Raw genomic sequence first — 23,899 nt, 5'->3', positions numbered from 1 at the left:
ATTGTTGATATCGGTATGGCGCGTTCCCCCGGCGGGTCGACACCCGGTCACAATGCCTTGCAGGCGGCGCTCGGGTTGGCGGCCGGGCCAGCCGTTTGCCGGATGAATTCGATCGTGCCGTCCGGCTTGTATTTCAGCTCTTCCACGGCCACGGAACGCCGGTATTCTCCGCCGCCGGGCAACTTGTCGTTGTGATAGAAGATGTAGGACTTGCCATTGAACTCGATGATGGCCTGGTGAATGGTTTTCACGACGGCGTTCTTGTCCATGATGGTGCCGCGGAAATGCCAGGGCCCCGTCGGCGTCGGGCCCGTCGAATACGCCGTTTCTTCCGGGAAATTGCGCGAGTACGACAGGTAATACGTACCGGCATGCTTGTGCATATAGGCCGCTTCCGTGAACGCATCCATGCCGAAAGTCAGAATCGGGCCGTCCAGCTCCGTCATGTTGGCCTTGAGCTTGGCGTATTTCAAGACCGTGTTGCCCCAGTAAATGTAGGCCTGGCCATCCGTGTCGATAAAGACGGCCGGGTCGATATCGTCCCAGGGAATGGCCGTCTGCTTCGTCATGTCGTTGGTGACCAGAGCGCTGCCGCGCGCGTCGACGAAGGGGCCTGTCGGGCTGTCAGACACGGCCACGCCGATGGCCTTGCCGGGGATGGTTTTATGGTCGACGGTCGAATAGAAATAGTATTGATTGCCGCGCTTGACGATGTCACCGGCCCACGCATCCTTGCCGGCCCAGGCGAAGGTGGAAAAGCGCACGGGCGAGCCGTGATCCGTCCAGTTCGCCATGTCGCACGAGGAATACACGCGCCACTCGTGCATGCGGTAATCCGTATCCGTGGCGCTCGCTTCATCGTGACCCACGTACAAATACACCCTGCCATTGTCGACCAGCGCGGCCGGGTCGCCCGTGTAGATGTCCTTGACGATGGGGTTGGCCGCCTGCGCGCCGAATGGGGCGCAGGCGAGCGCCGCCGCCATGCCGATGGTTGCGGCAAGTTTATTCTTGTGAAACATGGTATTAACTCCGATTGGTATTTTTCTGGCTCATGGCCATCAGTCTTTGCACGACGCAAAAGACGAACAGCAGGCCGCCGATGACGATCTTGGTCCACCACGAGCTGAGCGTGCCGTCGAAGGCGATCAGGGTCTGGATGGTGCCGAGCACGAGCACGCCCGACAGCGCGCCCGCCACATAGCCGTAGCCGCCGCTGAGCAGGGTGCCGCCGATGACGACGGCGGCAATCGCGTCCAGTTCCGTGCCTTGCGCATGCAAGCCATAGCCGGACAGCATGTAGAACGAAAACAGCACGCCGCCCAGCGCGGCACAAAAGCCGCTGAAGGCGTAAATGAACACCTTGGTGCGGCCCACGGGCAGCCCCATCATCAGGGCCGACTGTTCATTGCCGCCGATCGCATACACGGCGCGGCCGAACGGCGTGGCGTGCGCCAGCCAGATGGCCAAGAGCAACGTGATCACGGCGATCACGACGCCGGGTGAGACAAAACCGCCGAGAAACTGCAATTGCGTCTGCGACATGGCGACGAACAGCGGGTCGTCGATAGTTATCGAGTTGATGCTGATCAAATAGCACAACCCGCGCGCCAAAAACATGCCGGCCAGGGTGACGATGAACGGCTGCAATTTGAAATAATGGATCAGCGCGCCCATGCTGGCGCCAAACACGGTGCCCAACGCCAGTACCGTGACGATCACCAAGAGCGGCGGCCAGTGCGCCACGTTGAGCAGCCAGGCGGCGATCATGGTCGACAGGGCCAGCACGGAACCGACGGACAGATCGATGCCGCCAGAAACGATCACGAAAGTCATGCCGACGGCGATCACCAGCAAAAAGGCGTTATCGATCAACAGGTTAAAGATCACTTGCGTCGACAGCAGGCCCGGATAGGCGGCACCGCCCAGGCCCAGCATCACCACCAGCAGCAGGACCGTGACGAGCGAGGTGAAATACGGGGTGTGCAGCAAGCCCTTCATGCTTTTCTCCGATGCAGCAATTGCTTGAATTCCGACGATTGCGACAGGCAGACGAGGAAGACGACGACCGACTTGACGACCATGTTCACTTCCGGCGGCACGCCCAGCGAATAAATCGTGTAGGTCAGGGTCTGGATGATGAGCGCGCCGATCATGCTGCCCACGAGGCTGAACTTGCCGCCAGCCAGCGAGGTGCCACCCAAAGTGACTGCCAGGATGGCGTCCAGTTCCAGCATCAGGCCCGCGTTATTGGCGTCGGCGCTCTTGATGTTCGAGCTGATCATCAGGCCCGACAGGCCCGCGCAGGCCGCGCAAAACACGTAGACGAAAAAGATCAGCGTCGCCGTCTTGATGCCGGCCAGGCGCGCGGCGACGGGGTTGATGCCAACGGCCTGGATGAACAGGCCCAAGGCCGTCTTGCGCATCAGCACGGCCGTGATGATGAACACGGCAGCGACGAGGAACAGGGAAAACGGCAAGCCGAACAGGTAACCACTGCCGATGAAAAAGAACGGTTGATAATAGACGGTGACGATCTGCCCATCCGTCAGCAATTGCGCCAGGCCACGCCCAGCCACCATCAGTATCAATGTCGCGACGATGGGCTGCAAACCGAGGCCAGCCACCAGCACGCCATTCCAGGCGCCGCACAACAGGGCAGCGCCCAGGGCGGCCGCCAGGGCCCAGCCCATGGGGATGTTGCTCACATAGGTCGGCACGCCGTTGTCCATCACCATGGTGCCGCCGATCAGCATGGCTGCCACCGTGCCGGACAGGGCCACGACGGCGCCCACGGAAATATCGATGCCGCGCGTGGCGATCACCAGGGTCATGCCCAGGGCCGCCAGCATCAGCGGGGCGGCACGGTTGACGATGTCGATCACGCTGCCATACAGGTGGCCGTCGCGCACTTCCAGGTGGAAAAAGCCGGGGATGGCAAAGAAGGCCACCAGTAACAGCAGCAACAGCGCGGCCAGGGGCCGGCTCAAGGGGTGGTGCAGAACGGTATGCAAAGCGGACGTACCCGTAGTGGAAGCCGGACGCGCCAGGGGCGCGTTCGATGGCGTGGATAAACTCATGTGGCGTCTCCGGCGATCACTTGCAGCACGGAGCTGTCGTCGAGCTCGCCGCGCGCATAGTCGCCGCAGGCTTTGCGGTCGCGCATGACGAGGATGCGGTCACTGCAACGCAGCACTTCCGGCAGCTCCGACGAGATGAACAGGATGGCCATGCCCTTGCGGCACAGCTTGCTCACATAACCCATGATTTCCTGCTTGGCGCGCACGTCGATGCCGCGCGTCGGCTCATCGAGGATCAGCATGGCCGGCGACGTCACCAGCCAGCGCGCCAGCAAGGCTTTCTGCTGATTGCCACCCGACAGGCTGCCAATCGGCGTTTCGATGCTGGCCGTCTTGATGCCGAGCGCCTTCACATACTCGTCGGCCAGCGCCTGCTGGCGTTTGAACGGGATGGCGCGCAGCAAGCCCGTGCGGGCCTGCAAGGCCAGGATGATGTTTTCGCGCACTGACAGCGACAAAATCGCGCCCTCGTGCTTGCGGTCTTCCGAGCAAAAGCCGATGTCCTGGGCAATCGCGTCGCGCGGCACGTTGAACTGGCGTATCTTGCCCTGCATAACGATGCTGCCGGAATCGGCCTTGTCGGCGCCGAACAGCAAACGCGCCAGTTCCGTGCGGCCCGAACCGAGCAAGCCGGCCAGACCCAGCAATTCACCCTGGCGGATGTGGAAATCCATGGGCAGCAGGGCGCCCTTGCGGCCCAGTCCCTGCGCTTCGAGCACAGTCGGACCGAAGCTGGCGGCGCCCGCTTCTTGCGCCAGGTCCAGCGTTTGCTCCTGCGTGTCGGCAGCCACGCCGATCATTTTATTCACCAGCGCCAGGCGCGACAGTTCGCTGCACGCGTATTCGCCCTCGCGCTCGCCATTGCGCATGACGGTGATGCGGTCGGAAATGGCGTAGGTCTGGTCGAGGAAGTGGGTCACAAACAGAATCGCCATGCCCTGCTCGCGCAGGCGGCGCAGCACGGAAAACAGCAGATTGACTTCCGCCTCGTCCAGGCTGGACGTGGGTTCGTCGAGGATCAGCACGCGGGCCGAAATGTTCAGCGCGCGTGAAATGGCCACCATTTGCTGGATGGCCAGCGGAAAACTGGACAATTGCGCCGTGACATCGATATCGATCTGCAATTGCTGCAGCAAGGCACGCGCCTGCTGCTGCATGGAACGCCAGTCGATGGCGCCAAAGCGGCGCGGGTAGCGGCCGATAAAGATGTTTTCCGCCACCGACAGGTTCGGGCACAGATTGACTTCCTGGTACACGGTGCTGATGCCCAGCCCTTGGGCATCCGAGGTGGATGCGGGGGCGATGGGCTTGCCGTCGAACAAAATCTGGCCGCTGTCGGGCGTGTAGACGCCCGTCAGCACCTTGATCAGGGTCGATTTCCCGGCGCCGTTCTGCCCCATCAAGGTATGCACTTCGCCCGGATACAGGCGCAGGGCAACGTCGCTGAGGGCTTTGACGCCAGGAAAGGACTTGCTGATGCCGCGCAACTCCAGCAAGGGAGCTGGCGCGGCGTTGTGTTGCGCTTGCGTATTCATCATGCGGCAAGCTTAGTACTTACGGTTCGGGAATTCCTTGGCGGCCACCTCGGCAGGGAACACGCCTTCCACCGTCGTGATGCGCGCTGGCACGGGCTTGCCGGCCACCACGTCGCGGGCGATCGACATCAATTGCGGGCCCAGCAGCGGGCTGCATTCGACGGTGACGTTCAGCTTGCCGGCGATCATGGCTTCGAACGCGCCTTTGACGCCATCGATCGAGATGATGATGATGTCCTTGCCCGGTTTCATGCCCGCTTCTTCGATGGCCTGGATGGCGCCGATGGCCATGTCGTCATTGTGCGCGTACAGCACGTTGATCTTCTTGCCTTCGGCCTTCAGGAACGCTTCCATCACTTCCTTGCCCTTGGCGCGCGTAAAGTCGCCCGTTTGCGAACGGATGATCTTCAATTTCGGATTCTTGCCGATGACTTCCTGGAAGCCTTCCTTGCGGTCGATGGCTGGCGCGGAACCGACCGTGCCTTGCAGCTCGACGATGTTCAGTTGCGCGTCCGGGGTTTTCTTGGCGTGCTCGAGCAGCCATTGGCCGGCGCGGCGGCCCTCTTCCACGAAATCGGAACCGATGAAGGTCACGTACAGCGATTTGTCGGCGACATTGACGGCGCGGTCCGTCAGGATGACGGGAATCTTGGCAGCCTTGGCTTCGCGCAGAACCGTATCCCAGCCGGACTCAACGACGGGCGAGAAGGCGATCACGTCGACTTTTTGCGCGATGAACGAGCGCAGGGCCTTGACCTGGTTTTCCTGTTTTTGCTGCGCATCGGCAAATTTCAGGGTGACGCCATCTTTCTTGGCCGCATCCTTGATGGAGACGGTATTGGCGGTGCGCCATTCGCTTTCGGCACCCACCTGCGAAAAGCCCATGACGAGGGGCTTGGCGGCAAAGGCGGAAGAAGTAGCGGACAGTGCCAACAACATGGCGCTGGCGAGGAGTGTGCGGCGTGTCAATTTCATTCTTGTCTCCAGTTTTTTTTGGAATACCATCACAGCCGGATGCCGGATGGGCGGTTTTTTATGAACCCATGGTAGGAGAAAGCAACATAGCCATCCAATCAATTCTTTTTCGCTTGTGATATCGATTTGCGTATCACCTGCCGCCCATCCCCTGCCCTGCTTACCGTTTGGCTGCCGGCAATTCGCGGCTTTGATAGCGGTTCAAGTCGCGCGCGTCGACTTGCGGCCAGCCATCCTTGTCCCACGTCATGGGCAGGATCTTGAGCTTCTGCAAATAATTGTCCGCCGTTTCATAGGCGTGCAGCACCAGGTAATCCTTGCCATCGAAGGTGTAAGCGCTGTTGTGGCCCAAGCCTTGCCAGTCCTTGTCGCCTTTCAGCAGCACCGTGCCGCCGCCCTGCGCCATGTCGCGGCCCTCCCTGTCCAGGTAGGGGCCCGTCACGCTTTTTGAGCGGCCCACGGCCAGGTGATAGGTGCTTTTTTCTTTCTGGCAGCACAAGCCCCAGGAAACGAAGAGGAAGTAATCGTTGCCGCGTTGGAAGATGAACGGTGCCTCGATTTCCTCGGGCGCAGGCTTGAATTCGCCTGCGCGTGGCGGCAGGGGTACGCGGCGCGCCAGCGAGTGCCACTCTTGCGGTTCCGCAATATGGGTCCAGTCAGGCGTCAGTTTCACCAGCTTGATACCGTTCCAGAATGAGCCGAACGACATCCACGGCGTACCCTTGGCATCGGTAATGATGTTCGAATCGATGGCATTCCACTCGTCGCGCTCGGGCACCGATTGCAGCAGCATGCCCTGGTCGACCCAGCGGTAGTCGGGCGAGCGGGGATTCAAGGTCGTGTTGACGGTCACGCCGATGCCGGACGTGTTCTTGCCGAAGCCGGACACCGAGTAGTACAGGTAATATTTTCCGTCGTGAAATTGCACGTCGGGCGCCCAGATATGGTCGTCAAAGACGGGCGCGGCCGTCTTGGCCCAGGTCGGCTGGCCCGCGAAGACGCGCCCTTCCGGCTGCCAGTCGAGCATGTTTTTCGAACTGTAGAAGGTGATGCCGGGACCCGTGCTGTACAAATAATACGTCTCGCCTTCCTTGGCCATCACGGGGTCGTGCACGCTGACCTGGGCCGCGTGCGCGGCAGACATGATCGCCAGGGTGCTCAGGATGGCGGCCATGCCGCGTGTCAATGTGTGCATCGTCTTCTCCAAAATGGTCAGCCAGCCCGTCATGCGGGCCGGCCTGATGAGTGACAGGTGGGCGACAGCTTAGTCGACGGCCACCACCACAACGGCCTTGGCGGGCACCGACACGGTCAGCTTGCCGCCTTGCGCCTGGGCATTGAACGCCACCGGCTGCACGGCTTGCGGTTGCGCAAAGCTGTTGACGGCATCCATCTTGCCTGCGGTCAGCACACGCCCCGTCACGCTGGCCACTTGCTTGCCGGCCAATGCCACGCTCACGTCGACGGCCTTGTGCGGGTTCGTGTTGACCAGCGACAGATACACCTTGCCATCTTTGCCGCGCGCGGCCGAGGCGCTCACTTCCGGAATGCTGACCTTGCCCAGGCTGTACTTGCCATTGCCCTGGATGGCGACCGGCAGGGACGTGGCATCCTGGAACGGCACGTACATTTCAAACGCGTGATATGTAGGCGTGAGGAAATATTTGTCCTTGTCGGTAATGATCATCGCCTGCAGCACATTGACCATTTGCGCGATATTCGTCATGCGCACACGGTCCGCGTGGGCGTGGAAAATATTGAAGTTCAGGGCGGCGACCAAGGCGTCGCGCAAGCTGTTTTGCTGGAACAGGAAACCCGTGTTGGTGCCCGGTTCCACGTCGTACCAGGTGCCCCATTCATCGACGTACAAGCCCGTCTTTTTCGAGGGATCGTTCTTGTCGATGGCGGCGATATTGTTCTTGATCAAGCTATCGATGCGCAGGGTGCGGCTCAGGGTGGAAATCCACTCATTTTCGCCAAAGCCCGTGGCGGCGCCCTTCTTTTCCCAGACGCCCGTCGGCACCGTGTAGTAGTGGAAACTGATGGCGTCCATCATGTTCGGCTTGATTTCGCGGCTCAGGGTGCTGGACCAGCTGATGTCGTCGTCATTGCCGCCGCTGGCGATGAATTTCGGGCGCGCGCTTTCCGGCGTCTTCATGAAGGTGTGATAGTGCTTGTACAGGTCGGCGTAGTACTGCGGGCGCATATTGCCGCCGCAACCCCAGGCTTCATTGCCGATGCCAAAGTAATCGACTTTATACGGCTGGGCGCGGCCATTCTTGCGGCGCAGCTCGGCCAGGGTCGACTTGCTGTCCGACGTCATGTATTCGAGCCATTCGGACATTTCCTGCGGCGTGCCGGAGCCGAGGTTGCCGTTGATGTAGGTCTGTGCGCCCAGGAGCTCGGCCAGGTCGAAGAATTCATGCGTGCCGACGGCGTTCGATTCTTCCACGCCGCCCCAGTTGGTGTTGACCTTGGTCGGGCGCTTGTCGCGCGCACCGATGCCGTCCTTCCAGTGGTATTCATCGGCAAAACAGCCGCCCGGCCAGCGGACCAGGGGCACATGCAACTGTTTCAGCGCGCCCAGCACGTCGTTGCGCCAGCCCTTGGTATTCGGAATGGAAGACTCAGGCCCCACCCACATGCCTTCGTAGATGCCCGTGCCCAGGTGCTCTGCGAACTGGCCGTACACGTTCTTGTTGATCACGGCACCGGGCTTGGCCACGTCGATGGTGACCTTGACGGGCGCGGCAAAGGCGCTGCCGACGGCCATGGCCAGGCTGAGGGCCACGATGCTGGTATGGATGAGTTTCATGCTGTCTCCTGTTTTTTAGTGAAAAGCAAGGGCCGGGATCAACCCGGCAATATGGATATGGCGATGCCTCTCCTGCCGCGGGGTTGGGGCGGCAAGAGCGGTGTTTCAAGATTGGAGGGCCGGTCAGTACCGGCGCGGATTAAACGATGCGCTAAGGCTTAGATCCAGCCAGCATCGACGATGAATTCCTGGGAGGAACACATCGCTCCGTCATCGGAAGCAAGGAACAGCACCATGGCGGCGATGTCCTGTGGCATCAGCTTGCTTGGCAAGCATTGGCTTTTCTTGATTTCCACTTCCGCCGCGTCGTCGACCCACAGGTCGATCTGGCGCTGCGTCATGACCCAGCCCGGTGTGACGGTGTTGACGCGGATATTGTGGGCGCCAAAGTCGCGCGCCAAGCCCCGCGTGAGGCCCACGACGGCCGCCTTGGTGGTGGCATACACCGGGTAGCCGCCCGATTTCATGTGCCAGGAAATCGAGCTGACGTTGATGATGGAACCGCCGCCCTTGCGCTTCATGCCCTCGAAGACGGCCTGGCACGTGAAGAACATGGGACGTTGATTGATCGCAATGCGCTCGTTCCAGTATTCCAGGGTGACGTCCTGCGCCTGGTGGCGCTGGTCGTTGGCGGCATTGTTGACGAGGATATCGAAGTCGCCCAGCTTGTCGGCCAGTTCGGCCATGACGGCTTGCAACGATGGAATATCCGTGATGTCGCAATGGCGAAAAATGGGCGCAGTCAGGCCCGCTTCGGCCAGGCGGCGGCACAGGGCCTCGCTCGCTTCCACGGCGATATCGACAAACGCCACCAGCGCGCCCTGGGCGGCAAATTCCGCCACCAAAGATTCGCCGATGCCGCTGCCGCCACCCGTGATGAACACGCGCTTGCCCTGCAAGCTGCCATATTTCGCCAATTGCTTCATCTTGTCTCCGCCTGTGTATTTTTATTTTTTGTGATTAAAGTTTGCCCAGCACGCCATCGTGACGGCGCCAGATGCCCAGCGGATTATCGTCGCGCAGCGACTCCGGCAGCAAGTCCTGCGGCAGGTTCTGGTAGGAAACGGGACGCAGGAAGCGGTTGATGGCTGCCGTGCCGACCGAGGTGCTGCGGCCGTCCGATGTGGCCGGGAACGGGCCGCCGTGCACCATGGCCGTCGACACTTCCACGCCCGTCGGGAAACCGTTGGCCAGGATGCGGCCCACGCGGCGTTCCAGCACGGGCAGCAAACGGCGCGCATCTGCCACGTCGCCGGCATCCATTTGCAAGGTGGCCGTCAGCTGGCCTTCCAGGCTTTCCGTAATCGCCAGCAATTGCTCGACGTCGCGGCAAGCGACCAGCAGCGAGGCCGGGCCGAAGACTTCGTCGCGCAGATCGTGCTTGGCCAAAAACGCTTCGCCCGAAGTAACGAACAGGGCGGCGGCGCCCTTGCCTTCGTCGCCCGTGTTTTGCACCAGCGGCGTCACGTCGGCGTGCTGCGCCAGGGCGGCGACGCCCTTGGCATAGCTGCTGGCTATGCCGGCCGTCAACATGGTGGCGGCAGGCGCCGGTGCCAGCGCTTCGGCGGCAGCGGCGGCAAACGCCGTAAAGTCAGGGCCTTCCAGGCCCAGCACGAGGCCGGGATTGGTGCAGAACTGGCCCACGCCCATCGTCAGCGAGGCAGCAAAACCGCCGGCGATCGCCGCGCCACGGGCAGCCAGCGCTTGCGGCAACACGAAGACGGGATTGATGCTGCTCATTTCGGCATACACGGGGATCGGTTGCGCACGTTCCGCCGCCACCTTCATCAGGGCGATGCCGCCCGAACGCGAACCCGTAAAGCCGACAGCCTGGATGGCGGGATGCGCCACCAGGGTCTGGCCGATGCCATTGCCCGTGCCCGTCAGCAAGGCGAACACGCCGGCTGGCAGCTTGCACAGGGCAATCGCGTTCACGATCGCGCGCGCCACCAGCTCCGATGTGCCCGGATGGGCCGAGTGGGCTTTCAGCACGACGGGGCAGCCGGCAGCCAGGGCCGAGGCCGTATCGCCGCCGGCCACCGAGAAGGCCAGCGGGAAGTTACTGGCCGCAAACACGGCGACGGGGCCCAGGCCGATCATGCGCAAACGCAAGTCAGGACGTGGTGGCACGCGGTCAGGCAGCGGGCTGTCGATGCGTGCATCGGTCCATGAACCTTCGCGCAGCAAGCCGGCGAACAATTTCAGCTGACCCACCGTGCGGCCACGTTCGCCTTCCAGGCGCGCGCGCGGCAAGCCGCTTTCCGTCATGGCGCGCACGATCAGGTCGTCGCCCAGCTCAAGGATTTGCGCGGCGATGGTGTCGAGGAAATCGGCGCGTTCCGCATCGCTGGTGGCGCGGAACGGATCGAACGCGGCTTGGGCCAGACGGCACGCCGCGTCGATTTGCGCGGCGTCGACCATGTGGAAAGCAGGCGCGATGTGCGCGCGCGCGGCCGGGTCCCACGCTTCGAAGGAGCCGCCGTTACCCTTGACGGCGACGCCGCCGATCAATGCATCACCGGTGATATTGAAACTCATAATGTGCTCACTTTCGCAAATTCGGTTGGGAAGACATCGAGGCGGTTGCGCAAGGCAGGGCCAAAGGCCGGCGCTTCGATTTCAAAGGTTTCACCCGGCGCCACGCTCACGCCATCGGCAAAGCTTAACGTTGCCGTGCCAAAGAAGTGTACGTGCACGTCGCCAGGGCGCTTGAACAGCGGATACTTGAAGTGATGGTGTTCCAGGTTGGCGATCGTGTGCGACATATTCTCTTCGCCGCTGACAAACGCCTTTTCCCAACGTACATTGCCAGCCGCATCGAGCACGCGCGAGGCGCCGGCGATATGCGCGGGCAATTCGCCCACCAGCAGGGCCGGGCCCACGCTGCAGGCGCGCAATTTCGAGTGGGCCAGGTACAGATAGTTCTGGCGCTCCGTGATGTGGTCCGAGAATTCATTGCCGATGGCATAGCCGACCCGGTAGGGCTGGCCATCGTCGCCGATCACGTACAGACCGGCGATTTCCGGCTCTTCGCCGCCATCGAGGGCAAAGTCCGGCATGCGCAGCGGCTGGCCGCCGGCGCGCACAATGGAGCCGTCGCCTTTATAGAACCATTCGGGCTGGGCGCCGGCCGTACCGTCAGCAGGCTTGCCGCCTTCCACGCCCAGGCGGAACATTTTCATCGAATCGCTCAGGGACTCGGCATCGCCGCCGATCTTCTTGTGCATGGCGTCGCGCGCGCCGGCGCTGCCCAGGTGGGTCAGGCCCGTGCCCGTCACGTAGCAGTGCGCTTCATCGGCGTGGTCGAGCGGCGGCAGCACACGTCCGGCAGCGGCCACGTCCGCATAGGAATGCGTGGTGTTGCCGACCGTGGCGTTGACCAGATCCGCCAGGCTCACCTTTTTGCGGATGGCGTCTTGCGCCAGCGCATACGTCGTGTTGTAGCCTTCGATGACGCGGATGACGTCGTCTTGCAGCAGGCCGACGAGACGGCCGCCGTGTTCATTCGTAAATTGCAGCAACAGCATGGGATTCTCCGCTTAATGTGAGTGGCGCGGCACGGCGGAACCGCGATTGCCGACCAGGAAGTCGAAATCGCAGCCTTCATCGGCCTGCAACACGTGTTCGATGTACAGCTGCTGGTAGCCGCTCTTCGGTCCGGGAGCGCTGCCCAGTTCGCGGGCCGCCAGGCGCTCGGCGATTTCCGCATCGCTGATGTCGATGTTCAGGCTGCCGTTGTGGCAATCGAGGGCGATCATGTCGCCATCCCTCACGATGCCCAGCGGGCCGCCGGCCATCGCTTCCGGCGCCACGTGCAGCACGACGGTGCCGTAGGCCGTGCCGCTCATGCGCGCGTCCGAAATGCGCACCATGTCGGTGATGCCTTGCGCCAGCAGTTTCGGCGGCAAGCCCATGTTGCCTACTTCCGCCATGCCAGGATAGCCTTTCGGGCCGCAGTTCTTCATGACCAGCACGGAGTTCGCGTCGACATCCAGATCCGGATCAACGATGCGGGCCTTGTAATGTTCAAAATCCTCGAACACGACGGCCTTGCCGCGGTGCTGCATCAGATGTGGCGAGGCGGCCGACGGTTTCAACACGGCGCCGCGTGGCGCCAGATTGCCGCGCAATACGCAAATGCCGCCATCGGCCAGCAATGGGTTGTCCAAGGTGCGCACCACTTCATCGTTGTAGATCGGCGCTTCGACACAGTTGTCCCATAACGACTTGCCATTGACGGTCAGCGCATTCTTGTGCGGCAGCAGATCGCCTTCGCCCAGGCGGCGTATCACGGCCGGCAAGCCGCCCGCATAATAAAACTCTTCCATCAGGAAACGGCCCGACGGCAGCAAGTCGACGATGGTCGGCGTTCCGCGGCCTACCTTGGTCCAGTCTTCCAGCTCCAGCGGCACGCCGATGCGGCCGGCAATCGCTTTCAGGTGAATCACGGCATTGGTCGAGCCGCCGATGGCGGCGTTGACCTTGATGGCGTTTTCAAACGCTTCACGCGTCAGCACTTTCGACAGGCGCAGGTCTTCGTGCACCATCTCGACGATGCGGATGCCCGACATATGGGCCAGCACGTAGCGGCGCGAATCGACGGCGGGGATGGCCGCGTTGTGCGGCAGGGACGTGCCCAGCGCTTCCGCCATGCTGGCCATCGTCGAAGCCGTGCCCATGGTGTTGCAGGTACCGGCCGAGCGCGACATGCCCGATTCGGCCGACATGAACTGGTGCAAGGTGATCGATCCCGCCTTCATCTGCTCGTGCAACTGCCACACGGCCGTGCCGGAGCCGATGTCCTTGCCATTGAGTTTGCCGTTCAGCATGGGGCCGCCGCTGACGACGATGGTGGGGATGTCGACGCTGGCAGCGCCCATCAGCAGCGCCGGCGTCGTCTTGTCGCAGCCGACCAGCAGCACGACGGCGTCCATCGGGTTGCCGCGGATCGATTCTTCCACGTCCATCGACGCCAGGTTGCGCGTCAGCATGGCTGTCGGGCGCAAATTCGATTCGCCATTCGAGAAGACAGGGAATTCCACTGGAAAACCGCCCGCCTCCAAGATGCCGCGCTTGACGTGTTCGGCCAGTTGGCGGAAATGTGCGTTGCAAGGGGTCAGTTCGGACCAGGTATTGCAGATGCCGATGATGGGCTTGCCGTGAAACTCGTGGTCAGGTATGCCCTGGTTTTTCATCCAGCTGCGGTACATGAAGCCGTTCTTGTCCTGCGAGCCGAACCACTCGGCAGAGCGCAGGGCTACCTTCTTTTTTGTCTCAGACATGCCATTCTCCTGGTTGTGCCATGCCGGATCTAATGTCGTCGGCCCGGGCAGCGATGTTGGAATACTAAAGAATCCTGCCATGCCTTTCCAATCAATTTTTAATGCGTTCCGATATCGAAAATGATATCCATAAGCACCAATGAAAACGCCCTGCGGGCGCGTGGCGGCAGGGCGTGGAAGGTTTTTGGGGTCTGCGACGATTATTCTGCGGAAAACCGATAGACCGTTTCCGTCTGATACACCTCGCCCGGGCGCAAAATGGTATTCGGGAAATGCGACTGGTTCGGCGAATCCGGAAAATGCTGGGTTTCCAGGCATAGCGCGCCGCGATAGCGGATGGCGCCCTGCTTGCCCTGCTGGCTGCCGTCGAGGAAATTGCCGGAATAAAACTGGATGCCCGGCTCCTGCGTGTACACCTGCATCACCCTCCCGGAAACGGGATCGCGCACGGTGGCGGCCAGGTTCAGCCCGTGATCTGCCTGCTGATTGAGCACAAAGTTATGGTCGTAGCCGCGGCCGATGCGCAGCTGCTCATGCGGCACATCGATGCTGCTGCCGATGACGGTGCTCTGGCGCAAGTCGAACGGCGTGCCGGACACGTCCGCCAGTTCGCCCGTGGGGATAGCCCCCGCGTCCACGGGCAGGTAGCGATCCGCGTTGATGGACAACGCGTGGCCGAGGATATCGCCCTGCCCCGCCAGATTGAAATAGCTGTGGTTGGTCAAGTTGATCGGCGTGGCCTGGTCCGTCACGGCGTGATAGCGCAGGCTCAGCGCGTTATCGTTGTCCAGTTCGTAGACCACGGTGACATCCAGCTTGCCCGGGTAGCCGTCTTCGCCGTGCGGGCTGCTGCGCGTGAACGTGATACCGACGGCGTCGTCCCTGGTGAACGGCGCGGCTTGCCACATGACCTGGTGAAAACCCTGGTTTCCGCCATGCAAGTGATTGGGCGGGTTGTTGACGGCCAGCTGGTAATCCTTGCCGTCGAGACTGAAACGTCCCTCGGCGATGCGGTTGCCGAAACGGCCGATGACGGCGCCCAGGAAAGCGCTGTTGTGCAGATACGGCTCGATGCGATCAAAACCGAGTACCACGTCGGCAAAGTTGCCGTCGCGGTCCGGCACGTGGATTTCGCTGATGATGGCGCCAAAGTCGAGCACCTTGACTTGCATGCCTTGGCGGTTCATCAGGGTAAATACGCTGACGTGCTGGCCATCGGGCAGGATGCCGAACGGCAATTGCGTCACTGAAACAGAATCAACTGGGGTCATGGCGTCGGGTCCAGGTTTTACAGGGTCGATGAGCGGCCAAACACGGGCATGCCTTGCGCATCCCAGCGCAACGGTTTGACAAACGTGTGGCGGTCCGGGTTCCACAAAGGGTCGCCAACGATTTCCGTGTAGGTGCGGGCATGGTACACCAGCAATACGCCGTCGCCATCGCCGGCCGTGGTGAAGCTGTTGTGGCCGGGACCGTAAATGCCGTGCTCGTAGCAGGTGGCAAACACGGGCTCGGGCGACTTGGTCCACGCCGCTGGATCGAGCAGGTCGGCGGACTCGTCGGCCCACAACAGGCCCATCGCATAGTTTTCATCGGTGGCGCTGGCCGAATAGCTGATGAAGATCTTGCCATTGCGCTTCATCACGGACGGCCCCTCATTGACCCAGAAGCCGCGGATTTCCCAGTCGAATTCCGGCTTGCTCAGCATCACGGGCGGACCGGCCAGCTGCCACGGCGTGGCCATCGGCGCGATGTACAGGTTCGAATTGCCCTCGATGGCGACATCTTTCTGCGCCCACAGGTAATACAGCACGCCATCATGCATAAAGGTGGTGGCGTCCAGGCAGAAGGTGTCGATGCCCGTGTCGATCTGGCCCATGAATTCCCACTCGCCAATCAAAGGATTGGCGTTCGTGTTACGGATCGCATACATGCGGTGCTGGAACAACTTATGTTTGATCTCGCGGCTTGGCGCGGCGGCGAAGTACACATACCAGGCGCCCTGGTTGAAGTGCAATTCCGGCGCCCACACCAGTTCGCTGTACGGGCCCGTTTCCGGCTTGTGCCACACGTCGACCGTTTGCGCGTCGGCCAGGCCGGCGATGCTGTCGGCGCGGCGCAGTTCGATGCGGTCGTACTGGGGCACGGACGCCGTAAAGTAATAATAGCCGTCGCTGTGACGGTAGATATGCGGGTCGGCGCGCTGTTCGATCAGCGGTGTCAAGATGTCTGCCATGTTGCTTGCTCCATTCAATTATTGCTTACGCGGCCACGTAGCCGCGCTTGTGCATTTCCGACTTCACGCCGCTGTAGTACGTATCGCTGATGCGGTACTTGAACATCAGCAAGCCCATCAGCAAGTGGAAAAAGCCGGGGATGATCGACAGCATCAGGGCGATGCCGTTCAGGGCGAATTGCGTTTGCTCATGGTTGGGCTGGTAGTCGAAATACGCGAGCAGCACACCCACCAGGCCGCCCGCCACCGCCATGCCCGCCTTCTGGCACACGGAAATGCCGCCAAAGGCGAAGCCGGAAACGCGCTTGCCCGTCTTGACTTGACCGTAATCGATGGTTTCCGCGATGGCCGACCAGAACACGGGCGCATGCAAATCCACGACAAAGGACAGCAGGAAATACAGGGCGAAAGCCAGCACGGTGTCGCTCGGCTTCACAAAGAAATAGATCGCCAGGCTGATCAGGGCGACGCCGATCTGCGTGTAACGGAACAGTTTTACCTTGCAATAAAACTTGGTGATCCAGGTCGAGGCGATCATGGCCAGAATGGCGGCCACCACGCCGGTCGTGAGGAAGGCGGCCACGGTTTCCGTGCTGCCGCCCAGATAGTATTTCGCGTAATAAATGGCGACCGAGCCGCGCACCACGTAGCCGATGGTGCCCGTGACGCACACGCCGCACAGCACCAGCCACTGGTCGTTCTGCAGCAGCACTTTCAATTGGTCGAGCAGCGATTGCTTTTCCACCACGTGCACGACGCGCTCGGTGGTGGAGAAATAGCAGAACAGGAACAGGGCCACGCCCATGACGGCCATCACGGCCATCGCCGCCTGGTAGCCGACGGCCGGGTTGCCGCCGCCCCAGCGCTGCGACAGAACCGGCACGACGATGGTCACCATGAAGGCGCCGATCTTGGCGAAGAACAGGCGGTAGCCGTTGGCCGACAGGCGGTCCTGCGGGTCGCTGGTCAGTCCGCTGATCAGGGAGATATACGGAATGCCCACGCCGGCCGTCATGATGGTCATCAGGATATACGTCGAGTATGCCCAGATCAGCTTGGCGTCATAGTGCCACTCGGGCGTGCTGAAGACAAAGAAGACGCTGACGCCATACGGCACGGCCAGCCACAGCAGATATGGACGGTAGCGGCCCGAGGCAAAGCTGTAGCGGTCGGTGATCTGGCCCATGACCAGGTCGGCAATGGCGCCGATGACTTTCACGGCCACGAACAGCAGGGCCAGGTCGGTGGTTTTCAAGCCATAGATATCGGTATAGAAAAAGGTGATGATCAACATCATCGACGAAATGACGACATTGAGCGCCATGTCGCCGGCGCCGAAGCCGACCTTTTCAACGGTAGATAATTTTTGCGTCTCCATGCTTTCCGTCCATTCTTTTTATGATGAATCGTGCGTGACTGCCCAACTGACAGGGGCGTTGCCGGCCGAAACCATGGCAACGCCCTTGATTTTTTACTGTGCGACCAACTTACATTTTCCAGCGCAGTGATAGACCCACCGTGCGGTCATAGCGGCGCGTGTCGCGCGGATACACGCCCGCAGTGTTCCAGTAATCCTTGAACTTGGTGTCGAGCAAGTTATTCCCATCGAGGGTCACGGTGAACTGGTCGTTGATCTTGTACGACAGCGAACCGTCGAGCTGGGCCGTCGACGCCACTTTCAAGTCCAGGCCGGGGCCGCCCTGGTTGTAGCTGTCGACGAATTTCGAGCGCCAGTTGTAAGCCAGGCGGCCCGACCACGCGTCTTTTTCGTACAGCAGCACCAGGTTGTAGGCATAGCGCGACACGCCCGTGATGGCATGGCTGCCCGTCTCGTCGTTGGTCTTTCCGCTCATATAGGTGCCATTCGCCTGCAAGCCCAGGCCGCTCAGCAGGCCAGGCAAACCGTCATAGAACTGCTGGTAGCCAACTTCCAGGCCCTGCAGCTTGCCGGCGGCCGTGTTGTACGGGCGGTCCACGTCATAGGTCTTGCCGGCGATGGTTTCGCTGGAAATGCGTTGCTGGATATAGCCATCGAACTTGTGGTGGAACACGGTGGCCGTCACGGAACCGGCGGGCGCGAAATACCATTCCAGCGCGGCATCAACATTGTCGCCCGTGACTGGTTTCAAATTCGGATTGCCGCCCGCGCCCGTCGCCTTCACCGTTTCCGTCGAGTTGACGAGGGCCACGCCCGGGTTCAACTGGGAAAAGCCGGGACGGCTGATGGTGCGGCCCGCAGCGAAGCGGCCGACCAGGTCCGAGCGCAGCTTGATTTTCAGGGCCACGCTCGGCAGCACGTCGGTGCTGGACGTGTCGCTGATGACGGGCGTGTAGACGCCATCTTGCGAACTGTTGCCTTGCAGGCTTTGTTCGGTGCGCACGACGCGTACGCCCAGGGTGCCATCGACGGGATAGGCGCCCAGCTTGAAGGCAACCTTGGCCTTGGTATAGATCGAGTACGTCTTTTCCGTATCCTTGAAGAACGAGCCCGGGTCCATGGCGCGCGCCGCGCTGCTGCCCGTGACGGCTTGGCGGATGGTGCCCGTGTTATTGAGCAGGAAGCTGGCGCACGGCGTGTACCACTGCTTCAAGCCATAGTCGGGGCCGCCGCTGGACATCGGTTCCGACAGGCAATTGAGGCCCGGAATCGACGTCACGCTCTGGCGGCCGAACGGAAACGCGGCGCCGGACACGTCCGGTGCTTCCGCATTGCCCTCGAAACTCTTGATCGATTCGGCTTCGCGCTTCACGCCGCGCAGGCCGACGCTGATTTCCTTGAAGATGCCGCCGGCACTGGGCGTGTACGCCAGGTCGGCGCGCACGTCGTTCGAGCTGCCCTGGTCACGGCCGTAGCGGTCGAAGAAACCCTTCAAATAGTAATTCGACGGGTCTTGCAAATCGACGCCCGTGTAGTCCACGTGCAAGGTGCCGTTCTGGTTGGTATTGATGCGAGCATTCGGCACGACGGTAATCGCATCGAGAATGGGATTGCGCCAGGCATAGGTACTTTTGGTGCTGGCCACTTCCGACGTGAACCGCCATTCGGAATTGATATCCCACAAGCCGCCGACGGCAAATTGATGCGTCTTCGTCTGGTTCTTGTTCGCCTGCGTCGACATGATGGTGTTGACGTTGGTGGATGTGAGCGTTTGCAGCTGGTTGGTGCCGGGAATTTTTGTAGCCGACACGGGCGTGCCCCACCATGGCAAGCCGACAAAGTAATCGGACTCGGCATCGAGCAGGAAGCGCGTGGCCATGCCTTCCGCGTACAACTCGACGTCGGCGTTCGGACGCCATTGCAGCACGGCATTGGCGGTCGTGCGGCGGCGGTCGCCCTTGATCGGCAGCAAGCCCACCTGGTCCGGCCCCGTCAAACCCGGCGACAGGAAACTTTTATCCACGGGCGCCGTATTGAACGCGCGCTCTTCATGGTAGCGGTGCTGCTGCTGCGACAGGCCCAGCAGCGCGCCCACTTCGCCGATGCCCGTCTTCCAGCGGTTCGACAGCATGCCGCTGATGTTCGGGTCGGTGGCCTTGGATTTGTCGCTGTAGACGGCGCGCGTATTCACGCTGGCCGTGAAGTCCTTGAAGTCGAACGGACGGTTGGTGCGCACGTCGATGATGCCGGCCACGCCGCCTTCGACCTGGTCCGCGCCCTGCGATTTGTACACGTCAACGCGCTGCAACATCGTGGCAGGAATGTCGGCCAGGTTGACGTAGCGGCCCGTGGTGGTAAACAGTTCGCGGCCGTTGAGCAGGGTCGTGACATCGCGCAAGCCGCGGATCATGACGGCGCTCGCCTCGCCAGAATCGCGGCGGATCTGGATGCCGGAAAGGCGCGCCAGGGTTTCAGCCACGTTGTTATCGGGGAATTTGCCGATGTCGTCGGCCACGATGGAATCGATGACCTGGTCCGAGCGCATCTTGATCTGTTGCGAATTCTGCGCCGAGCGGCGCACGCCGCTGACGGTCACGACCGACACTTCCGCCGCCCGCTCGGCACTGGCATCGGCCGCCACCGCATCCTGCGCCCAGGCCGAAGCCGTGCTCAGCAAGCCAATACCGGCTAGTGCCGCAACGGCTGCCTTCAAGGTGAATGGACGAGGGGAAGTGGCCGCGAGCGGACCGGTGGCGTTGCGCATCATGAATCTCCAGATATTGTATTGATATTTTTTGTATCGCTTGCATGTCGTTCGCATGCTCGGCGTTTATCTTAGGGGCTGGGCGATAATCTCTCCAATCAATTTTTCCACTGTTTCGATATCAATATTGATATCAGCGGCTGGAGGACTTTGGAGGTTGTAAACAGACAACGGCAGGGGCGTCAGGGGCAAAAATGACGGGATTGATGCATACGGAAGTAACGCTGTGGGTCTGACAAAGTCGTACCCGACTTGGTGGAAGACATGCTCAGGGAAAACGGTAGTAATTACCCGATAGTCGCCGAGTGGGGCTTGTATATGCTGACAGATAGTGCCTTATCACAGGCTGACATCCTGCCTCGTCGAAGGCGACGACGCAGACATTGTTGACATTGCTGCAGTAACCCTCAGCCCAAACGGCCAGGATGGGCCGTTTGGGCTACGATACAGTTCAATCGACGGGAATCACATACGGATATCCAAAGATGTCCAAAGAAGTCCAAAAATAATCCAAAAATAGCCAAACCATTAAAGCGATGTCGTGCCATCATTTGGCACATAATATGCAGTGCGGCGCTCACCTCGCTGCAGAAGTTGGCCAGACTCTCGCAAACGTTTCAGCAAATTTTTCGCCTGCAGCGAAGTCAAGCGGCATAGCTCAGCCACCTCGGCACGCCGCACCGAACCATGTTGCTGTACATAGCTCAAAACCATTTGTTCCTGCTGAAGACCGCTGAATCCCATTTGCCGTGTATAGGCGGCTTTATCACCGTCAGCACGGTACAAACCAGCGGCCAAGGTGTACGTCCGGCCACGGGCCGTACCATGTGCCTGCGCCAATCCAACCTCAACGAGTGCCTCGAGGGTAGCTGTAGAAACAGGAATGCGGCGAAGTGAGCTAGCGTCTCTAACTTGGGAAGAAATTGATTTAAACAAACAAACAGCTCACTTGCCAACGGCAAAAACAAATGTTCCCCGCACAATCCCTTTGTCAAAAGCTGCAATAAAATCCTTGCGCGCCTTCGGCATAGAAAAAGAAGGTAGGTTGTTTGCACTAGTCGCAGAGTCGATGAGCCAAGCCTTTGAAAGTGCCTGCGAATCTCATCGGGGCAACATTAAAGGAGTTCGCTTTCAAGACCTACGACACGAGGCGACAAGTCGGCTCTTCGAAAAGGGTTTAAACGTTATGGAGGTTGCAGCTATTACCGGTCATAAAACGTTAGACATGCTTAAACGTTACACTCATCTAAGAGCAGAAGATTTAGCAAAAAACTTGATTGAATTTTTAATATCATCATCTATTTGGCTGGTTTCTCTGCAGCTTCCATTGAGTGAGCGGCAGCGAATTTCTTTGCCCCCCGCCCACTTTTATCCTTTGGAAGATGGTACAGAGAAATGGCAGTGTGACGGATTTTTATAGGCAGGCCCGTCGCCTCATGCTTATGCGTGGTAAAGAAAGCAAGCGGTCCACGGCGATTACACTCACTCAAAGAAAGATCAGGCAAAACCATACCCTCGACTTCCGTTCGCCATTCTTGCAAACAACCTACTGCATTGGCACGTTTTACATATGCCAAAATCCCGGCCTGAGCATGTAGCGGACTAGCATTTCGATAACGTGTAGTCAACTGCAACAACCCTTCTTTAAGCGAAGTATTAGTTGAGAATATTTTGGCTTCACCAATCCACGACCAAGTCGTTTTTTTACCCATCACCGTCAAATCCACATTCCCGCCCTGAGTCTGACCTTGGCGTGCATCAAACCCCGCCATAACTAACATATTGGCAAGCTCTTCGGTGATCTTATCTTCACCGATTGCGTCATCAAAGTATGATTGGGGACTTTTTTCTAACAACGCAAAAGCTTTATCAATACTATCGTAAACTGACTCAACGAATTCTTCGTAAGAGGAAACCCATTCTTTTTTTATAATATTTATAGCAAATTCACTAGTCGCAGCCATAGCGCCAAGCTCAGCTAAAGAGATTTCTCGTCCATGGAACTCCATCATTCGGAACTCCGAAGTGCAATCTTAGCGACATCCGATGGCAAGAAATACATAAAAATCTTTTTAGCGACATCCTCGTCATGCTGGCCAGTTAAAGGATTTATTTTTCCATCATATGCAGCACGTACTTGATCAGAATCCAAATCTTCAATGTCATCTTTTTCTATATACTCAAAGCCAGCATCTAACAAATTTATATGTGCACCACTGAAAAAATTAACAATATTCAAAATCACATCTGGAGCAGAAATATTTACGTTGTGTGCAATCTTAAAGAATTCTGAAACTGGGATATGCTTTGCATCCAAATGCAAAGATAAATATTCGACAACAACACGCCCGAAGTCAGCCTCTTGGCGACCACGCCAGATGCTCTCTAGTGCTTCTCTTACTTCGGTTTTGTTGTTGAATTTCACGGTTTGCTAGTAAATGTCATGAGTCTATTAAGAGTCCGTTCAAAAGATGATATTTGATGCGCTTTAACATAGCAGCCGTGCAAAGTCGGATCTTGGGATGCCAACTGACTGATGAGTCCATGTAGTTTTACGGTACCAACACCGTCAGGCGCTTTAAAGTTCCACTCGGCTTCTAATTCATAAGGCTTGATGTCCTGCCCTACAGCTTCCATACCCGCCTGGTGAAAAATTTCATCTCGGAGATCATCATCATCGCGGGTCATTCTTTCTCGCTTAATTGACCCAGTTAGAGTACGGAAAGCTAAAAATACAACCCGCCCCTCCTTTGGCTCCGTATAAATCGCTGACATCGCAGGAAAAAGATTATCAGGAGCTTTTGCACCAAATCCCACAAAATCAGAAAAATGTAATGCTCCGGAAGTCAAAATCTCCATAGGACGATCTTCGAAGCGTGCCCCAACCAATTTAGAAGGCTGATCAACAGATATTTCAATTCTTTCCAACTGACGACGTACTGTAATTACATCATACGACTGATAATACGTCTTTCTTACCGTAATAAGTCTATCAATTCCGTCATAAGCTTTTTTCACCAAATCAGATAATTGATTACTCTCATAAACATTCCGATCATCAAAATATCCGGCAGCACAGAAAACTAAAGACACATCGCCATTTGGAAAATTTCTAATTTCGCATAATGTTGGCGAACTAGGCGCAGCACGTATAGATTTTAGATCAAGTGGTAATGGATATTTTTCACTAAATTCTGATTTTAGAGGCGTAGATTTTTCTATAGCCTTTAAAAGCGAATCGATAAATGACTTCTCAACACTATAGATCTGGACATAACGCTCTCCAGCTATGATGGTTTCATCAAAGAAATCACTCAAGAACTTGCGAAGACGACTCCCTTCAGGCGTTGCCTCCTCCGCATTCGACGCGAGAGCTTTCCAGCCTAAACCAACCGGCAGCTTCGCTTGCTTGAGCGCCGTACGTAAAAGTGTCCAGTTGACTTTAGACTCTAAGGCAGCCACCAACTCAACAGTTGGATAACCAGCTACCGGAACCTCCACAGGTACCTGCGAAACCATGTATGTTGCCATAATTTTTACTGTCCTCTGCATTGTGACACTTGCGAGACCTCAAGCGCACACGATATTGCGATAACAACATCTCATTGCCAACTAAACAATTCAATATCTTCTCACAAATATGTCCCAGCGGAAAGTCTAATTAATTACAAATAACACCAAATAAAACGAGGTGTTCAGATAGTCGCATGACTTGTCCATCACTTGCCATACTCCCACCGCACAGTGCGCGTAGATGCTAATGCCGCGAACTAATCGAGGTCACTAGACCCTAGATGATGAACTTAAGAGACTGCAGCGCCACGTGGACTACAC

General features: G+C 58.9%; 19 protein-coding genes and 1 pseudogene. 1 reads left to right on the top strand and 19 read right to left on the bottom strand.

The window, feature by feature from the left end; genetic code table 11:
- Window positions 1-47 precede the first annotated feature (47 nt).
- The 16 genes from AC4BCN_RS02335 to AC4BCN_RS02260 all read right to left on the bottom strand — a co-directional run bounded on the left by AC4BCN_RS02335 (window position 48) and on the right by AC4BCN_RS02260 (window position 20,863).
- Window positions 48-1,022, bottom strand: a complete 975-nt coding sequence (locus tag AC4BCN_RS02335; RefSeq protein ID WP_490492485.1) for a glycoside hydrolase family 43 protein — start codon at window positions 1,020-1,022, stop codon at window positions 48-50.
- A 4-nt stretch (window positions 1,023-1,026) separates the two neighbouring features.
- Window positions 1,027-2,001 (bottom strand): galactofuranose ABC transporter, permease protein YjfF, encoded by a 975-nt coding sequence (yjfF, locus tag AC4BCN_RS02330; RefSeq protein ID WP_490492484.1) that lies wholly within the window; start codon window positions 1,999-2,001, stop codon window positions 1,027-1,029.
- Window positions 1,998-3,080, bottom strand: a complete 1,083-nt coding sequence (locus tag AC4BCN_RS02325; RefSeq protein ID WP_070304473.1) for an ABC transporter permease — start codon at window positions 3,078-3,080, stop codon at window positions 1,998-2,000. The genes yjfF and AC4BCN_RS02325 overlap by 4 nt, the downstream gene beginning before the upstream one ends.
- Complete coding sequence (locus AC4BCN_RS02320) at window positions 3,077-4,618, bottom strand: sugar ABC transporter ATP-binding protein (RefSeq protein WP_490492483.1); 1,542 nt, start codon at window positions 4,616-4,618, stop codon at window positions 3,077-3,079. The genes AC4BCN_RS02325 and AC4BCN_RS02320 overlap by 4 nt, the downstream gene beginning before the upstream one ends.
- 9 nt (window positions 4,619-4,627) lie before the next feature.
- Window positions 4,628-5,590, bottom strand: a complete 963-nt coding sequence (locus AC4BCN_RS02315; protein ID WP_035823666.1) for an ABC transporter substrate-binding protein — start codon at window positions 5,588-5,590, stop codon at window positions 4,628-4,630.
- 160 nt (window positions 5,591-5,750) lie between these two features.
- Window positions 5,751-6,785 (bottom strand): arabinan endo-1,5-alpha-L-arabinosidase, encoded by a 1,035-nt coding sequence (locus AC4BCN_RS02310; RefSeq protein ID WP_490492482.1) that lies wholly within the window; start codon window positions 6,783-6,785, stop codon window positions 5,751-5,753.
- A 69-nt stretch (window positions 6,786-6,854) separates the two neighbouring features.
- Window positions 6,855-8,405 carry an alpha-N-arabinofuranosidase gene (locus AC4BCN_RS02305; protein ID WP_490492481.1) on the bottom strand — a complete coding sequence of 517 codons (1,551 nt, stop codon included), beginning with the start codon at window positions 8,403-8,405 and terminating at the stop codon, window positions 6,855-6,857.
- A 158-nt stretch (window positions 8,406-8,563) separates the two neighbouring features.
- Window positions 8,564-9,331: an SDR family NAD(P)-dependent oxidoreductase gene (locus AC4BCN_RS02300; protein WP_490492480.1), complete on the bottom strand. Its 768-nt coding sequence runs from the start codon at window positions 9,329-9,331 to the stop codon at window positions 8,564-8,566.
- A 34-nt stretch (window positions 9,332-9,365) separates the two neighbouring features.
- A complete protein-coding gene (locus AC4BCN_RS02295) occupies window positions 9,366-10,943 on the bottom strand; it encodes an aldehyde dehydrogenase (NADP(+)) (RefSeq protein ID WP_456148206.1) in 1,578 nt (525 codons plus the stop codon).
- Entirely contained in the window at window positions 10,940-11,932 is a 993-nt protein-coding gene (araD1, locus tag AC4BCN_RS02290; protein ID WP_490492479.1) for an AraD1 family protein, read from the bottom strand. Before araD1 ends, AC4BCN_RS02295 begins: the two co-directional genes overlap by 4 nt.
- A gap of 12 nt (window positions 11,933-11,944) precedes the next feature.
- Window positions 11,945-13,687, bottom strand: a complete 1,743-nt coding sequence (locus AC4BCN_RS02285) for an IlvD/Edd family dehydratase (RefSeq protein ID WP_034752921.1) — start codon at window positions 13,685-13,687, stop codon at window positions 11,945-11,947.
- A 200-nt stretch (window positions 13,688-13,887) separates the two neighbouring features.
- A complete protein-coding gene (locus tag AC4BCN_RS02280) occupies window positions 13,888-14,958 on the bottom strand; it encodes an aldose epimerase family protein (protein ID WP_139091361.1) in 1,071 nt (356 codons plus the stop codon).
- 17 nt (window positions 14,959-14,975) lie between these two features.
- On the bottom strand, window positions 14,976-15,923 hold the full coding sequence (locus tag AC4BCN_RS02275) for a glycoside hydrolase family 43 protein (protein WP_490492478.1): 948 nt from the start codon (window positions 15,921-15,923) through the stop codon (window positions 14,976-14,978).
- Window positions 15,924-15,948: 25 nt separating this feature from the next.
- The gene (locus AC4BCN_RS02270) at window positions 15,949-17,301 is read right to left on the bottom strand and encodes an MFS transporter (protein ID WP_490492477.1); all 1,353 of its coding nucleotides are present in this window, start codon (window positions 17,299-17,301) and stop codon (window positions 15,949-15,951) included.
- A 109-nt stretch (window positions 17,302-17,410) separates the two neighbouring features.
- Complete coding sequence (locus AC4BCN_RS02265; protein ID WP_490492476.1) at window positions 17,411-20,068, bottom strand: TonB-dependent receptor; 2,658 nt, start codon at window positions 20,066-20,068, stop codon at window positions 17,411-17,413.
- Between the two features lie 525 nt (window positions 20,069-20,593).
- The gene (locus AC4BCN_RS02260) at window positions 20,594-20,863 is read right to left on the bottom strand and encodes a FaeA/PapI family transcriptional regulator (RefSeq protein WP_181877949.1); all 270 of its coding nucleotides are present in this window, start codon (window positions 20,861-20,863) and stop codon (window positions 20,594-20,596) included.
- Between the two features lie 67 nt (window positions 20,864-20,930).
- On the opposite strand from AC4BCN_RS02260, the pseudogene AC4BCN_RS02255 reads away from it, so the two are divergent.
- Window positions 20,931-21,341, top strand: a pseudogene (locus AC4BCN_RS02255) (site-specific integrase); the annotation flags it as partial.
- Between the two features lie 22 nt (window positions 21,342-21,363).
- Here AC4BCN_RS02255 and AC4BCN_RS02250 read toward each other — a convergent pair.
- Genes AC4BCN_RS02250 through AC4BCN_RS02240 form a run of 3 tightly spaced genes read right to left on the bottom strand, consistent with a single transcriptional unit; the run spans window position 21,364 to window position 23,596 of the window.
- Window positions 21,364-22,077, bottom strand: coding sequence for a hypothetical protein (locus AC4BCN_RS02250; RefSeq protein ID WP_338680375.1), 714 nt, complete (start codon window positions 22,075-22,077; stop codon window positions 21,364-21,366).
- On the bottom strand, window positions 22,074-22,490 hold the full coding sequence (locus tag AC4BCN_RS02245; protein WP_128140947.1) for a hypothetical protein: 417 nt from the start codon (window positions 22,488-22,490) through the stop codon (window positions 22,074-22,076). The genes AC4BCN_RS02250 and AC4BCN_RS02245 overlap by 4 nt, the downstream gene beginning before the upstream one ends.
- Window positions 22,487-23,596 carry a hypothetical protein gene (locus AC4BCN_RS02240; RefSeq protein ID WP_181877948.1) on the bottom strand — a complete coding sequence of 370 codons (1,110 nt, stop codon included), beginning with the start codon at window positions 23,594-23,596 and terminating at the stop codon, window positions 22,487-22,489. Before AC4BCN_RS02240 ends, AC4BCN_RS02245 begins: the two co-directional genes overlap by 4 nt.
- Between the last annotated feature and the right edge of the window lie 303 nt (window positions 23,597-23,899).

The sequence above is a fragment of the Janthinobacterium sp. Bl 1 genome (genome assembly GCF_058215535.1).
The sequence above is the reverse complement of the archived record's forward strand: the minus strand, read 5'-3'. Positions and strand labels throughout refer to the sequence as shown.

What these genes read in the sequence shown, in the direction of transcription:
- AC4BCN_RS02335 (WP_490492485.1), bottom strand. Translation starts at nt 1,022, where the DNA reads ATGTTTCACAAGAATAAACTTGCCGCAACCATCGGCATGGCGGCGGCG.
- yjfF (WP_490492484.1), bottom strand. Translation starts at nt 2,001, where the DNA reads ATGAAGGGCTTGCTGCACACCCCGTATTTCACCTCGCTCGTCACGGTC.
- AC4BCN_RS02325 (WP_070304473.1), bottom strand. Translation starts at nt 3,080, where the DNA reads ATGAGTTTATCCACGCCATCGAACGCGCCCCTGGCGCGTCCGGCTTCC.
- AC4BCN_RS02320 (WP_490492483.1), bottom strand. Translation starts at nt 4,618, where the DNA reads ATGATGAATACGCAAGCGCAACACAACGCCGCGCCAGCTCCCTTGCTG.
- AC4BCN_RS02315 (WP_035823666.1), bottom strand. Translation starts at nt 5,590, where the DNA reads ATGAAATTGACACGCCGCACACTCCTCGCCAGCGCCATGTTGTTGGCA.
- AC4BCN_RS02310 (WP_490492482.1), bottom strand. Translation starts at nt 6,785, where the DNA reads ATGCACACATTGACACGCGGCATGGCCGCCATCCTGAGCACCCTGGCG.
- AC4BCN_RS02305 (WP_490492481.1), bottom strand. Translation starts at nt 8,405, where the DNA reads ATGAAACTCATCCATACCAGCATCGTGGCCCTCAGCCTGGCCATGGCC.
- AC4BCN_RS02300 (WP_490492480.1), bottom strand. Translation starts at nt 9,331, where the DNA reads ATGAAGCAATTGGCGAAATATGGCAGCTTGCAGGGCAAGCGCGTGTTC.
- AC4BCN_RS02295 (WP_456148206.1), bottom strand. Translation starts at nt 10,943, where the DNA reads ATGAGTTTCAATATCACCGGTGATGCATTGATCGGCGGCGTCGCCGTC.
- araD1 (WP_490492479.1), bottom strand. Translation starts at nt 11,932, where the DNA reads ATGCTGTTGCTGCAATTTACGAATGAACACGGCGGCCGTCTCGTCGGC.
- AC4BCN_RS02285 (WP_034752921.1), bottom strand. Translation starts at nt 13,687, where the DNA reads ATGTCTGAGACAAAAAAGAAGGTAGCCCTGCGCTCTGCCGAGTGGTTC.
- AC4BCN_RS02280 (WP_139091361.1), bottom strand. Translation starts at nt 14,958, where the DNA reads ATGACCCCAGTTGATTCTGTTTCAGTGACGCAATTGCCGTTCGGCATC.
- AC4BCN_RS02275 (WP_490492478.1), bottom strand. Translation starts at nt 15,923, where the DNA reads ATGGCAGACATCTTGACACCGCTGATCGAACAGCGCGCCGACCCGCAT.
- AC4BCN_RS02270 (WP_490492477.1), bottom strand. Translation starts at nt 17,301, where the DNA reads ATGGAGACGCAAAAATTATCTACCGTTGAAAAGGTCGGCTTCGGCGCC.
- AC4BCN_RS02265 (WP_490492476.1), bottom strand. Translation starts at nt 20,068, where the DNA reads ATGATGCGCAACGCCACCGGTCCGCTCGCGGCCACTTCCCCTCGTCCA.
- AC4BCN_RS02250 (WP_338680375.1), bottom strand. Translation starts at nt 22,077, where the DNA reads ATGATGGAGTTCCATGGACGAGAAATCTCTTTAGCTGAGCTTGGCGCT.
- AC4BCN_RS02240 (WP_181877948.1), bottom strand. Translation starts at nt 23,596, where the DNA reads ATGGCAACATACATGGTTTCGCAGGTACCTGTGGAGGTTCCGGTAGCT.